Raw genomic sequence first — 14,994 nt, 5'->3', positions numbered from 1 at the left:
TCATTATGGTTTTTCCTTTTTCTTTTTCTTTAAATTCTAAAAATGTAAGGCATTATTGAGACAGCTTAATTTCCTGAGTTTCCAAGTTGGAGCTCTTTTTTTATTACTTTTTTCAGTGTTATTTATATATAAATAAAAAAAGTTATTTTTTTACATAATTACATTGTAATTTGTGGTATAATAAAGATATGAAAAAAGACAAATGACTATTAATTTCAAGAAAAAATAAGAACTCTACTTACTTATCTTTAGCACTTTCAGGAGGATTTGGCAAAGGTTATAAGAAATCTATCGGTATCGGTACAGTTGAAAAATGAGAAAAATATTGTTCTGATCCAGTAGAAAAAATTAAAAAACTATCTCAAAACTACAATACTGATTGAGATAGAAATATGATAATTAGACAATTAGAGTTAGATATAAGCAAGGTTAAAATTGAAACAAAACAGTTCAATTATGGATATGATTTGTTATACAGTTTCTTAGAAAAATTAAATCCTTTTAAAGATGCTAAAGTATCAAAATCCAAGTATTTAAATGATTTATTAAAATATATGATTTCAAATAGAATTGTAAATCCGGGTAGCATGCTTTCATCCTTTAAAAATAAAGACAAATTCAATATAAATTTAGAAGTTGAAAAGACGACATTTTATAATACTTTAGACTATTTAGCTGAAAATAAAAATAACATTTTAAAGAGTGTTAACGATACATTGATCAAAGATAAAAATAGAAAAATAGATATTATTTGATACGACTCTTCAACGGTATATTTTGAAAGTTTTGTAAGAGAAGGATTGAGATATCCAGGTTATTCTAAAGATGGAAAATTCAAAGAAGATTCAAATTGTTTTAGGTTTAGCAACAGATGAAAAGGCATTCCAATTCACTATAAATTATTCAAAGGGAACACTGCTGATGCATCAACATTTATTAATTTTATTTTGAATATAAAATCACAATATGAATTAAACAAAGTAACACTCATTGCTGATAGAGGAATGAGTACAAATAGAAACATAAGATTCTTAGAAGATAACGATATTGATTACATTTTATCTTATAGATTAAAAGCGGCTTCAAATGACCGAAAGACCTTTGCAATAGATGAATCCGGCTATTTTGGAGACAATAATTTTAAATATAAAGAAACTACTTTTTATTCGTTTTGAAAGAATAGAAGAGCAAACGGACACAAGAGAAGATTGGTAGTAACATATAGTAAAAAAAGAGCATTAAAAGATAAAAATGATAGACAAATTTTAATCGATAATTTTATTAAAAGACAAGATAAAGACGGACTAGTTCATGATCAAGTAATGTTCGGTCAAAAGAAGTTTAAATTCTTCGAAAAAGTTGGTGGTAAAGGTTATTACAAACTTAACTATGACAAAATTATCGAAGATGAAAAGTTTGACGGATATTATGCTTATGAAACCTCTAGATTTGATTTATCACCTGAAGAAATTGTGAATTTATATTCAAAACAATGACAAATAGAATCAAACTTTAGAGCTTTAAAAAGTGCTTTAGCTGTAAGACCTATTTATGTATGAAGTGAAAAGCATATTGAAGGTCATTTCGTACTTTGCTTCTTATCTCTTGTTTTATTAAATTTTGTTATTTATTATTTAAACAAAGGTTTGAAAGAACTCGGTGTTGTAGATGAAAAAATCACAATCAAAAAATTACAAGATGTAATAAAAGAAACAATCAAAACATGCAAGATTATTGACGGAAAAATTGAAAGTGAAGAATATATTATTAACGACAACAATAATCAAGCAATTCAAGATTATCAAACATATTTAAGAATTTTAAATGAATTAAAATTTTAAATTATTAAAAACAGCTCATCAAACAGATGAGTTGTTAAAAATTACATTGTAAAAGTTGGAAACTCGGGAAAAATATAAGGCATTATTGAGACAGCTTAATTTGCTAATTAGACTATTTAATAGCTATTTTGGGAATTTCTTTCTAACTTAAGGACACGATATACCTAAATAATCTTTATTTATTTTTTACTTAAATAATTATTAAATTGAATAATTATTTATCTCATAAGAAAACTAAAAAAGATATACCCTTTATAAAGATATATCTTCTTATTTTTAAGACTATACTTTAATTATTACAATCTAATAGCTTATCTTTTGCATATTGCTGAGACATAGCAAACGAACTATATTAACTATAAGTATAGTTTCGCATTTTTTAATAGCTAAAAAATTATTTTATTAATCTTAAATACTAAGATTGTCTCAAAAGATTTTTTATTTTTTCAATGAAAGCTTCACATTTAGTTAAAAGATCATCGAGAGATTCATTTGAAAGGAAGATTTTACTTTCTTTAAATGAATTAAATTTGAATATTTCACTAATAAGACTTGTGTATTCATCTTTCAATTGATTTGCTATATTTGGTTTATTAGAAAGAGCATAAGCATAATCGGAAATCACTATGTTTTCTGCTTCTAAAACTTTTTTGTATTTATCATTATCAAATCTATAACTTGTCGCAATTTTTTCTGTTGTATCATTAATAATTTTTAAATTGTTTTGAATTTCTTTAGAAAGTTCATCGTTTATTAAATAATTATTTTTTTCAATTCCTTTTAAAATATCTTCAATAATTCTTAATGAAGTATCAATGGTGGTAAAATGCTCTTTATTGCTTTCATTATTATATAATGAACTTGATTTATAAAGATTAAACAATTCTTTTGCACTATTGAAACGTTTTTCTATATCATAATAGTTTTTAATATTTACATCTTTGTTATAAAGATATCCGATTTGAAGGAATAAACTATCCAAATCTAAGTCTTTAATCGATTCATAAGGATTAATTTCATATTTTGGTAAACTGGCTTCTAAATTATTAATTTGTTTGGTTATTTCATCTCTATAAGCTTTATTTTTTTTTATTTTCTGGATTATCGTTTAAAGCTTTTTTGGCTAATAAAATTAATTTATTAATAACTTTAAGTGAACTAATTGCATCTTTTTGAGCGAACGATCTAACTTTAGCTTCAAAAATAATTCTTAATTGAAGTATTGAGTTAAGTTTAGCTTCGATTGTTTCGATTGTTGTATTTTCATCTTTATATCATTCGTTTCAAGTATTAGCTAAATTACTTATTTCCTTTTTGAATTCTTCATAAGATTGTAATAACTCTCCAGTTTTATCTTCTTCAAGAACCTTAAAGAACTGAGCTGGTGAGTTTATAAAATTAAAATTCTTTAAAATTTCTTTAGAATAAACAAAAATTAATTTTCCTTTTTTATCTGTATTTATTTTACCTGCATAATGCTCAACTTTAATTGATAAAATATCGTCTAAGACTGATTCTAAATTATTAATTTTTGTTTGACTTTCGCTTATAAAGTCTAAAATTTCATTAAAACTTTGACATAGCACTAATTTTTCGTAAATTTCATTTGTAACTTTTCAAACATGCCCAATTAATGGACTATTAGAAAAATACATTTTATAAAACATTTCTTTTCTAATATTTGAAACTCTTGATATTAAACTCATTAAATCTTCATAAATCTTTTTCTGATTTGCCGAAAGATAATGGGTGATTTCATTATATAAAGAATTATATAATAAAGTATATGCATTATCTTTACTTGTGTAGTAAGGCAAGTACTTTTCAATTTCTTTAATTTCATCAATTGATAATTCTGAGTTTATATCTTTTAATTTTTTTAATATATTTTCTCAAACACCTAATTTTAAAGATTCTGGTTTTTTAGCATTTTCGAAAATAAATGTTTGTAAAACATAATATTTCCCTTCATTATCAGTAGCATAACTTTTAGAATTTAAATTATAGTATTCATGATTTTGTTTAATTAAGGAATCTATTAATTGATTGATCATTTTTGTGTTTTTCTTTAGAACTTTTATAACACTTTCATCAAAATTAGTTGAACTATATTCGTCATACTTGCCGTCTTGAATAGTTTTATTTGCAGCATCTAAAGTAACTATATCTTTATTGTAATCATTTGATTGTTTTATACTATCAAAAATTAAATAATCTAGAACAGAGCGTCCGTATCTATTAATATGACCCGAAGGTTCAAACCTAGCCGATTGATAGATTAAAGGACTCGATTGAGTTAAAAACCTTTCAAGTAATTCTTTTTGTTTAAAATAAGGACTTGCTTCTTTTATTAATGTTTGAATGTCAACATTTTTTCCACATGAAACAGTAGCTATTGGCATAAGTGCTGTTGGTAAAACAGTAGCTAAAGCTATTAAATTTTTTTCATTTTTCTCCTTTTAACTTTTTGAAAGTATTATACTTTTTATGTGAACTGAACTTCAAAAATAACGATTTTTTTAAAACAAATTAATTATTGGAAAAACATTAAAATTCTTCTTTTTTAAAAGAAAAAAACTATAATCATCTTGGGTAGATTATAGTTTTAAAATTTTAAAATCTTTGCGTTTAAATGACGTCGAGATTTTTTGATTCTATTTCTAAAAGTCATTTATGGAAAAACTCTAGAATTTCATCGTTTTGAACAACAATATTCTTTAATGTTTCATCATCTGGATCAAACTTAATTAAAGCTTCTTTAAGCTTAAAAACTAAGTCATCAAGCATTCTATAAAAAGAATAGCCTCTTTTAAATCATTGATATATTTCTTTCGAATATGACTGACTAGAATCAAATTTAAAGTGAATACAAAATTGCTGAAAATCATTTAGCTCCTTGTCTTTTAAAATTTCAGTTTTGTATTCTTTTTGGTTTATTGAGAAACATAAACTTCCATCACTTTTAATAATAAATGCAGCATCGTCATCAGGCGAAATAAATTGCCTTTTGTTTTCTTCATTAACAGCAACATAAAACTTATTTTGAAATTGTACAGTTGATGCGTATATCTTTCTTTTTATTGTTAAGTAGACACTACATTGACTTTCATCCATTTTCGAAAATATATTTTTCTTGTGCTCATAATCTTTTTTATTTCTTTTATTATAAGCTTGAATGATTTCTTCTTTATTGTGAATAAAATCTTCAAATGTTTTTATTTTCTTTAAATGTAAATATGGAGGTAAGAATTGTTGTAGAGAATTATTTGCTCTTTCAACATGAGGTTTAAAAATGACAATACTAGAGCTTTGGAGTTCTATACCTTTTGAATTTAAATACTGTTTTAAAGGCGTATCCGAATAATCAGTACCTCAAAAAGTTCTTCTTTTATCAGTTCTAATTATTTTTGGTTTACCATAATTTCTAAATAAATCTTCCAATAATTTCATATAGCCTAGATTAGTCTCTTCTTGTTCAATATGTACTGCTAAAACTCTTGAAGTTGATGAATCTACAGCTACATAAATATTAGATTTTTCGCCATTCATTCAACGATGTTCACAAGCATCAAGTTCAACTATTTCACCAAAATCAAGGTTATTATCTCTACATTTTCTTGCTTTAAACATTGTCGTTTCCATAGTTTCATTATATTTAATTAATCTTTTTATTGCTATTACATCTCCATTATTTTCTTTAAGTTTTCTTAAATTTTCTCTTGCTTTTTTCTTTGTTTTCTTGGTCATATTTTTTGAATAAAAACCCTTAGCAACCAGATTCTTTATGAATGATTTATAAGTCATATTGTTCTTGTCAAAATCTTTTAAGCAATAATCATAAAAAAATATTAATGAAACAGAACAATCGCATTTTCGGTCATATACATCATCAATAAAAGTGAGATATTCATTAATCAACTCATCAATCCTATTAGTGCTAATTTTTCTATGGTGTTGATTACCTTTATTTTTATGAGAAATAATTAAGCAATTGTTTAACACTTTATCTCTAAGTTTCTTTGCTGTATGCCAATTAATTTGCAAATATTTACTAATTCAAGTGATGGATTTATTCATATTTTTTGCTATAAATTCTAATCTGTACTCATTTCTAAGTTCATAATTCAGAACAATTTATTTTTTCAATTTTTTTCATAGCATAAATAAAGATACCAAAAAGTTAAAAATTCGTTATTTTTGAAGTTATTATAAGTATCGTATTTTTGAAGTTCACTTCACATTCTCCTTTTAACTTTTTGAAAGTATTATACTTTTTAATTTTTAAATTTATAATTTAAAATTTGTTATTAATATTTATTATAAATTCCAATTTTAAAAGTCCTAATTTTGCGTAAAATCAAAAATGTTACAAAAATTATAAATTATTACCAAGAAAAGCTTTAAAATCCTAAAAAAATTTAAACGAAAATACCAAGTTTTGTAAAAAACTTGAGTTTTTTGCTTACTTTTTTCCAAAAAAGTAAGTGCCTTTTTGTCAAACTTTTTAGCACATAAAAAGTTTGGATTAGAAGCGAATGCTTCTCTTGTAATTATTTATAAAATCCATAACAGGAGTCAAATCTTGACCGTAGTAAGGGTCTATAGACTTGCCTTTTTTAAAATACCGTCTTAATAACCTGTGGCAGTTTTCGATAGAGCCTTTTTCTCCCGAACAATATGGGTGACATTTATATATTTGCTTAATACCTGGCACTTCATCTAGTTTCGCATTTTCACTACCATTATCTATGGTTAGCGAATCTATTGTCAAGTTATATTTTTGCATTAGGTATATCAGCCCATCTCTAACACCAGTGCTAGTCCGCCGTACCATATGAAAATAGAAGCGTCTAGTCTTTCTATTAATTAGCGTTACGAAACAACATTGATCAGTTTTTGAACCAATAACAGTATCTAATTCATAATCATTATCTCTAAGTCTTTCATTGATTTCTGTGCTGCGTTGATCAATGCTAACTCCAATCTTTTTAAGCTTTCGACTGTCTCTTTTTGGGGGTCGTTTTTGTTTAATTCCTTTGGTGGATAAATTGACCAAAATGCCTATTTCAAGGTCTTTAAAGACTCTTTGTGATATCAAATTATATACCATAGATTTTGAAGGTTTATAGCTGTTTGGATACTTTTCTTCAAATCTTCTTAATATTTCGTTAGCGCTTAGCTTAGGCGTTCTTTTTGCTAAATCTTTATTATTTCTATTTTGGGTATAATCATCAAAAAGCTCTGTTCAAAAATTTCTAAAATCTTGATATTGTTCTATTTTCTTTTTTGAATATGCTATTCTTTTACTTTTATCAAAATTAGCAACATTTATCATAAATTCATCAAGATTTAAATAACGAACTTTTTTAATTTTAGCATCACAACAATCACAGGTTTTTCTATCGCCTTTGCCTAAATATATTCCTTTTGAATATTTAAATAAAAACCTTTTAATCGCTTTAGTCGATATTTCAATATTTTGAGATATTTCTTTTAAAGATTGAAAATTTAGTAATCCATATATTATCTGAAACACTTCTGCAAAACCGATATGGTTTTTGTGTGTCGAGTAGTTTTTCGAGCGGCTTAAAATTTCAGAGTAATTCTTATCAACAGCGAAATGAATTTGTGAAGTTTGAATTTTGTTATGCACATTTTTACTTCTAACCAAAGTACAGAAAATTTTTTTATCGTTTTTCATATATAATTATGTTGTCCTTTCTTTTTATCATTTTTATTTTACCAAAAGGACAGAAAAATCCCGACATTTTCAAATGTTGGGACTTTTATTTCTGGAATGAATATTATTAATATTTATGCTTTTTTAGTAAGTTTATTTCCAATATTTATAATGCTATATTTTGTTTGAGCATATATTATTGCTTGATATAAATGTTCTTTTTCTCTTTCACCAAGTGTTTTTTTGTTTTGTGTTTTTCTAATTTCAATTATTAAATCATCTAAAGAAATACCTCTTGATTGTTCAACGATTACATTAATACCACAAGCTAATTCGGCAATTGGAATTTCGTTAAATTTTCTGTATCTTTCATCATTAGTGAACTTTCTATATTCTATTTCTTGATTAATTGAAATATCATCATATTCATTAATGAATGATTTGAATCTATGAAAAACTATTCTTTTTACATCATTTTTATTGAATTGTTGGAATTCTTTTCTTACTCTTGATGCAATATAGTTAATATTAACAGGTGATTCTTTTTGAATTAGCTCTACAACGAAATTATTAAATCATAAACCTTTAAGACCAGCTATTTTATATTCTTTAAACATATCTTCTATTTTAATAATTTCGCGTTCTTTAACTGAAGTGAATTCATTAAAATCAATTAGGTTTTCAACAGGTTTAGCACTAATTAATTGTTCATTAAACGAACTTTTAGATTCGTATTCAGAAAGAGCTTTTTCAATAGCTTCAATTAATCTTCTTTTTTCTGTTATTGGATCCATAAATCAATCTGTCGATCATATTCTGTAGAATTTTCAACCATGTTTTTCAAGAACTTCTTGTCTAATTCTATCTCTATCTCTTGCATTTTTACTTGAGTGATATGAAGCACCATCACATTCAATTGCTAAGAAGAAATCTTTATTTGTTTTATGTTTTAAAGCAATATCAATTCTATAGTTTGAACAACCGACTTGTTGTCCAATATCATATCCTTTAGAAGTTAAGAAACTACATACTTCTTCTTCAAATGGACTTTCACTAATAGCATTTTCATTGATAATATTATTATCAATAACATTAATCATACCTTTTTCAGCACCTTCAAGATATGATCTAAAAATTTTAGGTCCGATGTTCTTACTATCTTCACTAATATCAAAATAACGAATTGAACTTACAATTTTTAAATTAATTCTTGCTCTAGTAATAGCGACATTTAATCTTCTTTCACCACCTGCTTTATTTAATGGTCCAAAGTTATTAATGAATTTATTATCAGCATCATAACCGAAAGTTACACCAAGAATAATCGTATCTCTTTCATCCCCTTGAACATTTTCAAGGTTTTTAACGAATAGAGGTTCTCTTTTATCATTTTCTCTTAATTCTAAGTATAAAGCGTGATCATCTTTAGCTCTTTCTTCTAATAAGTCTTCAATAAGAGCTTGTTGTTTAGAGTTAAAGGTTACTATTCCTAATGATCTATTTGGCCATTTGGTTAAATGTTCGCAAATTAAATCTACTATTTTATTTGCTTCATCTTTATTAATACCAGCTTTTCTTTCATATACTGCATTTTTAAGATATATAAATTCAATTCTAGAGTTTTCAGAAACTTTATTAACTGATGGGAAAGTTGTTAAACGATTATTATAGAATTTTCAGTTTGAGAAATTAATTAAATCTTCATTTTTACTTCTATAGTGTCAAGTTAACATATTTTGAGGGAAAAATGCTGCAGCATAATCTAAAATACTTTCGAAGTTTGAAGGAACTTCAGAATTATCACTATATCCATCATCCTCTGAATCAAAATCGGCTGCAAAGAAGTTGGTTGGAGGCATTTGTTTTGAATCACCAACGATTATAACTTGTTTAGCTCTACCAATAGCACCTAAAGCGTCTCAAGGAAAGACTTGTGAAGCCTCATCAAAAATAACTACATCAAAAAGATCTTTATTAAATTCAAAGAATGTAGAAACAGCTACAGGAGACATTAAAAAGATAGGTTTTAATGTAAAAATTAAATCCGGTATTTCTTTTAATAGTTTCCGAATCGGTAATTTTCTTGATTTTTTACTTTTTTCTTTAATTAATTTCGATTGATCACTACTTAACGTATTAAATTGAATTACAGGTGTATTAATTCTTAGAGAACAAATAACTTTTAAGCGATTAAGTTCAAAAAGCACTTTATCTTTATTCTTGAAAATTTCAATGTATTTATCATGTTCAAGTCTATTTAGTTTTTTAAGTTCTAGATTTTGATTGAAGAATAATTCTAATTTTTGTGTTAAGAATGATTTTTCATATATTGAAGAAATACTTGATTGAAGATTATTTATTTTTGAAATCATTTCAACAAATGGTCTCAAACCAAGAGAATTTATTAAAACAAGTTTTTTAAAGAAACTATTTCAAAACTCTATAGTTGAATGGTTTTGTTTTTGATCATATAATTTTTCATAAAAGTCTTCTAAAACAAAGTTATCTATTGAAATATAATCTTTGTTAAAATAGGTTTTATATTCATTATATAAACTCATAAAGTCTTCATATCTTTTTGAAAAAACAGAATTTGTTATTCTTTCCACATAAGCTTGAAGTCTATCAAATTTTTCACTAGATTCATAGCTATATTCAATTAATCAATCGAATAAATTTAAAGTTGATAAAAGATTTTTAAAATGTTCGTTTAACTTGAATAAATCATCGTTTTCTGAAATTGGATAGAACTCATTAATAAGAGACTTATGATTTCTTATTAATTGTTGATTTTTATAAACTATTAAAACTTTTGATAATGCTTCACATAATTTTGAATATGGAATTCTTTTTACATTAAAATGAGCCTTAATCTTTTTTAAAGATTTTTTATATTTTGAACTAAAAATTCTTTTTAGAATATTCTTTGTATTTTGTACTATGTTAATATCATCTGCTAAATCTTCTTTATAAATAGATGTATTAAATAATGACGATAATTCCTGTTTTATAGAGTTATTTGTATTTGTCAATTGATTAACTTGATCCAAGTTTTCAATAATAGATTTTAATTTAGTTAAACTAAAAATATTTCTATTAAGTTTCTTAAAATACAAAATCGCTTTAAAGAATGGGTCAATTTGTTTAAATTCTAAAATATTATTTATATCAATTTTTAACTCATTATCTATGTCTTGAATATATTCTCTTAATGAATCGAAAGTATTAATTAATGAATCGATAATATTGAATAATTTGGTTTTATTTTCAATGCTATGATTATCTGAATCGTACCCATATCAACTATTAGACATATAGTCTCAATCCATTTCATGTAAGTATTTTCAAAAATATCTAATTCATGTTTTAACTCTTTTAAATTATCTAAGTTTAACTTTTCAATATCTTTAATATAGAAATTCAAAATAGGACAATCTTTAAGTGTAGAAATTCTTGATATAACTTGATATGGAGTAACATTTAATTCATCAATATTAGTATGAATGGTTTTAGTGTAATAATTTAACTTTTCAAGTGCATTTTTAAGTTCCGCTTCTTCTTCACAAATTTTTGATTCATCCAAAGTTATTTCATAATTAGCGTTATCTATGTATCTTTCATAAAGTTCGTCAATTACAGTGTTTTTATTAGTTTTAACATCATGTAATTCAAGGCAGAAATCATTTAATTTAACTTTTCTTAAATTATTAGCAACCACATTTAAAGCTGCTAATTTTTGTGAAACAAATAAAATTCTTTTTCCTTTTGCTAAAAATTCAGCTATTAAGTTTGTTATAGTTTGACTTTTTCCTGTTCCTGGCGGACCTTGAATAATCATTGATTCACCATTGATTGCTCTAGCAATAGCTTCAACTTGGCTTGAATCAGCATCTACAACGTTATTTAATTTATATTCATTATTTTGTTCAAATCATTCATCCATATTAATTGGAGAAGGACTATTTGGTTCATCTAATTCTAGTTCTAACAATTTACGAATATTGCTGTTTTGTAGTAGAATATCGCTATTTTGGTCTAAGTCTTTGTACATATTTAATTTAGTAAAATCAAAATTACCAAGAGCACATTTATCTACAATTTCGAATGATTCTTTATTCATAAATAATTCTCTTAATTGTTCTAAATATTCACTAAATGTTAAAGTTGGATTTGCTTCAATTAAATCTTCATATTTTAAAAGGTCAATATTGTAATCTTGCTTTAAAGCATAAATTAAAGTAGAGTTAGTTTCAATTGAATCTTCAATAGGTTCAACACTATAAATTGCTTTTGAACCGAGATCTTTTTTATTTATCGTTACTGGAATAAGCGATAGAGGAGAAAAGTTTTCATTATAAACAGTATCTGAAAAATTTCACTTTAAAAAACCGAAAGCGATATAAAGTGTATTTATACCTCTTTCTTCAATATTGGTTTTTGCTTTAGCGATTATATTTTTGATGCTTCTTTCTTCTATATTTTTCTCTTTATAAAATAATAACTTGTCAAGTGTTAAAAGATCATCATAACCTTCATCGATTAAGATGTCTATGATGTTATTTTTATTAAATTCATAATCGTTATTATGTTCATTTATTTTTTTAACATAATCAGATAATATAACTATTTCTTTAGATCTACCTTTGCTAATACTTTCAAAAATTTCTTCACAATTTTCATTGTAAAAAATAGTACTTAATGCAGTTTCTTTAAAATTTATTAAAGGATTTGTTCTTGTAATATTCAATAATTTTTCTTTTCATTTATCTAATATATTTTCTGACATATAATTTAACCTTTCTTATTCATTATAATATTAATAAAAATTATATATCAATTAGGTATTAGTTTTATAAACTAAAAGCTTGCAATGAATACATGAGATTCGATAAATAAAGATTGCTACACTTATTATCAAAAGCTATAAAATATCAACAAAGATAGTTGAAAAACATGCTAAAAATTACATTGTAAAAGTTGGAAACTAAAAAAAGACACTCCCTCCCGAGTTTCCAACTTTTACAATGTAATTTTTAACAACTCATCTGTTTGATGAGCTGTTTTTAATAATTTAAAATTTTAATTCATTTAAAATTCTTAAATATGTTTGATAATCTTGAATTGCTTGATTATTGTTGTCGTTAATAATATATTCTTCACTTTCAATTTTTCCGTCAATAATCTTGCATGTTTTGATTGTTTCTTTTATTACATCTTGTAATTTTTTGATTGTGATTTTTTCATCTACAACACCGAGTTCTTTCAAACCTTTGTTTAAATAATAAATAACAAAATTTAATAAAACAAGAGATAAGAAGCAAAGTACGAAATGACCTTCAATATGCTTTTCACTTCATACATAAATAGGTCTTACAGCTAAAGCACTTTTTAAAGCTCTAAAGTTTGATTCTATTTGTCATTGTTTTGAATATAAATTCACAATTTCTTCAGGTGATAAATCAAATCTAGAGGTTTCATAAGCATAATATCCGTCAAACTTTTCATCTTCGATAATTTTGTCATAGTTAAGTTTGTAATAACCTTTACCACCAACTTTTTCGAAGAATTTAAATTTCTTTTGACCGAACATTACTTGATCATGAACTAGTCCGTCTTTATCTTGTCTTTTAATAAAATTATCGATTAAAATTTGTCTATCATTTTTATCTTTTAATGCTCTTTTTTTACTATATGTTACTACCAATCTTCTCTTGTGTCCGTTTGCTCTTCTATTCTTTCAAAACGAATAAAAAGTAGTTTCTTTATATTTAAAATTATTGTCTCCAAAATAGCCGGATTCATCTATTGCAAAGGTCTTTCGGTCATTTGAAGCCGCTTTTAATCTATAAGATAAAATGTAATCAATATCGTTATCTTCTAAGAATCTTATGTTTCTATTTGTACTCATTCCTCTATCAGCAATGAGTGTTACTTTGTTTAATTCATATTGTGATTTTATATTCAAAATAAAATTAATAAATGTTGATGCATCAGCAGTGTTCCCTTTGAATAATTTATAGTGAATTGGAATGCCGTTTTCATCTGTTGCTAAACCTAAAACAATTTGATCTTCTTTGAATTTTCCATCTTTAGAATAACCTGGATATCTCAATCCTTCTCTTACAAAACTTTCAAAATATACCGTTGAAGAGTCGTATCAAATAATATCTATTTTTCTATTTTTATCTTTGATCAATGTATCGTTAAAACTCTTTAAAATGTTATTTTTATTTTCAGCTAAATAGTCTAAAGTATTATAAAATGTCGTCTTTTCAACTTCTAAATTTATATTGAATTTGTCTTTATTTTTAAAGGATGAAAGCATGCTACCCGGATTTACAATTCTATTTGAAATCATATATTTTAATAAATCATTTAAATACTTGGATTTTGATACTTTAGCATCTTTAAAAGGATTTAATTTTTCTAAGAAACTGTATAACAAATCATATCCATAATTGAACTGTTTTGTTTCAATTTTAACCTTGCTTATATCTAACTCTAATTGTCTAATTATCATATTTCTATCTCAATCAGTATTGTAGTTTTGAGATAGTTTTTTAATTTTTTCTACTGGATCAGAACAATATTTTTCTCATTTTTCAACTGTACCGATACCGATAGATTTCTTATAACCTTTGCCAAATCCTCCTGAAAGTGCTAAAGATAAGTAAGTAGAGTTCTTATTTTTTCTTGAAATTAATAGTCATTTGTCTTTTTTCATATCTTTATTATACCACAAATTACAATGTAATTATGTAAAAAAATAACTTTTTTTATTTATATATAAATAACACTGAAAAAAGTAATAAAAAAAGAGCTCCAACTTGGAAACTCAGGAAAAAGACACTCCCTTGCGAAAATGTCTATATATTTATCTTAGTTTTACTATTTTAAAATTAAATCATTAATTATTTGAAGTTCTTTTTGTTTAGTTTCTTTTGAACTATTAAATACTTCGCCCATTCTATAAGCTCCTTTATATTTCATGCCAGTGAAATTACATAAAGCGCCTCTCATGATTTGAAAGTCTGCATCTCCAGTTTCTTTTGTTATATTTTGACTACTATCACCTGCTGTTGAAATAAAGAAAGCACTTTTATCGCTCAATAATCTTTTTGTTTCATCAGTTTCATAATTTACAATATAAGCAAAGCCTGGAACAAAAACACGATCGATGAATCCTTTTAATAAAGCCGGGGTAAAACCTCATCAAAGCGGATAGATAAAAATTAATTCATCAGCTCATGAGATCGCACTTTGAGCTTCAATTAAACATGGCTCCATTTTTTCATTATTACGTTTAAAAATAGGGTCAAATGACAAATCATAAAGGTTAATTCTTCTAACTTCATGACCGTTCACTAAAATTGATTTTTCAACTTCATCAGCTATATGCTTATTCAAACTATTAGGATTTGATGTTCCTAAAATAATTACATATTTTTTCATATGAGTTCTCCTTTTAAAAAA

The 14,994-nt window shown here is 25.1% G+C and carries 9 protein-coding genes; 1 reads left to right on the top strand and 8 read right to left on the bottom strand.

Translation table 4 applies throughout. The features are described from left to right. Nucleotides 1-188 precede the first annotated feature (188 nt). Nucleotides 189-1,841, top strand: a complete 1,653-nt coding sequence (locus tag ACJA22_RS02655) for an IS1634 family transposase (RefSeq protein WP_406616735.1) — start codon at nt 189-191, stop codon at nt 1,839-1,841. Nucleotides 1,842-2,256: 415 nt separating this feature from the next. Here the strand turns inward: ACJA22_RS02655 and ACJA22_RS02650 are convergent, their stop codons facing one another. The 8 genes from ACJA22_RS02650 to ACJA22_RS02615 all read right to left on the bottom strand — a co-directional run bounded on the left by ACJA22_RS02650 (nt 2,257) and on the right by ACJA22_RS02615 (nt 14,973). After that, nucleotides 2,257-2,823 (bottom strand): hypothetical protein, encoded by a 567-nt coding sequence (locus ACJA22_RS02650; RefSeq protein WP_406616734.1) that lies wholly within the window; start codon nt 2,821-2,823, stop codon nt 2,257-2,259. 97 nt (nt 2,824-2,920) lie between these two features. After that, complete coding sequence (locus tag ACJA22_RS02645) at nt 2,921-4,243, bottom strand: hypothetical protein (RefSeq protein ID WP_406616732.1); 1,323 nt, start codon at nt 4,241-4,243, stop codon at nt 2,921-2,923. Nucleotides 4,244-4,469: 226 nt separating this feature from the next. After that, nucleotides 4,470-5,918, bottom strand: coding sequence for a hypothetical protein (locus ACJA22_RS02640; RefSeq protein ID WP_406616730.1), 1,449 nt, complete (start codon nt 5,916-5,918; stop codon nt 4,470-4,472). 448 nt (nt 5,919-6,366) lie between these two features. After that, the gene (locus tag ACJA22_RS02635; RefSeq protein WP_406616729.1) at nt 6,367-7,542 is read right to left on the bottom strand and encodes an IS30 family transposase; all 1,176 of its coding nucleotides are present in this window, start codon (nt 7,540-7,542) and stop codon (nt 6,367-6,369) included. A 113-nt stretch (nt 7,543-7,655) separates the two neighbouring features. Next, nucleotides 7,656-10,835 carry an AAA domain-containing protein gene (locus ACJA22_RS02630; RefSeq protein ID WP_406616727.1) on the bottom strand — a complete coding sequence of 1,060 codons (3,180 nt, stop codon included), beginning with the start codon at nt 10,833-10,835 and terminating at the stop codon, nt 7,656-7,658. Continuing rightward, nucleotides 10,751-12,307 carry a DUF4011 domain-containing protein gene (locus ACJA22_RS02625; RefSeq protein ID WP_406616726.1) on the bottom strand — a complete coding sequence of 519 codons (1,557 nt, stop codon included), beginning with the start codon at nt 12,305-12,307 and terminating at the stop codon, nt 10,751-10,753. The genes ACJA22_RS02630 and ACJA22_RS02625 overlap by 85 nt, the downstream gene beginning before the upstream one ends. 285 nt (nt 12,308-12,592) lie before the next feature. After that, nucleotides 12,593-14,245: an IS1634 family transposase gene (locus ACJA22_RS02620; protein ID WP_406616725.1), complete on the bottom strand. Its 1,653-nt coding sequence runs from the start codon at nt 14,243-14,245 to the stop codon at nt 12,593-12,595. Between the two features lie 164 nt (nt 14,246-14,409). Continuing rightward, nucleotides 14,410-14,973 (bottom strand): NAD(P)H-dependent oxidoreductase, encoded by a 564-nt coding sequence (locus ACJA22_RS02615; RefSeq protein ID WP_406616723.1) that lies wholly within the window; start codon nt 14,971-14,973, stop codon nt 14,410-14,412. Nucleotides 14,974-14,994 lie beyond the last annotated feature (21 nt).

It is taken from the genome of Mycoplasmopsis adleri, assembly GCF_045276205.1.
GTDB lineage: Bacteria > Bacillota_I > Bacilli_A > Mycoplasmatales > Metamycoplasmataceae > Mycoplasmopsis > Mycoplasmopsis adleri.
This window is presented reverse-complemented; position numbering and strand designations above follow the sequence as displayed.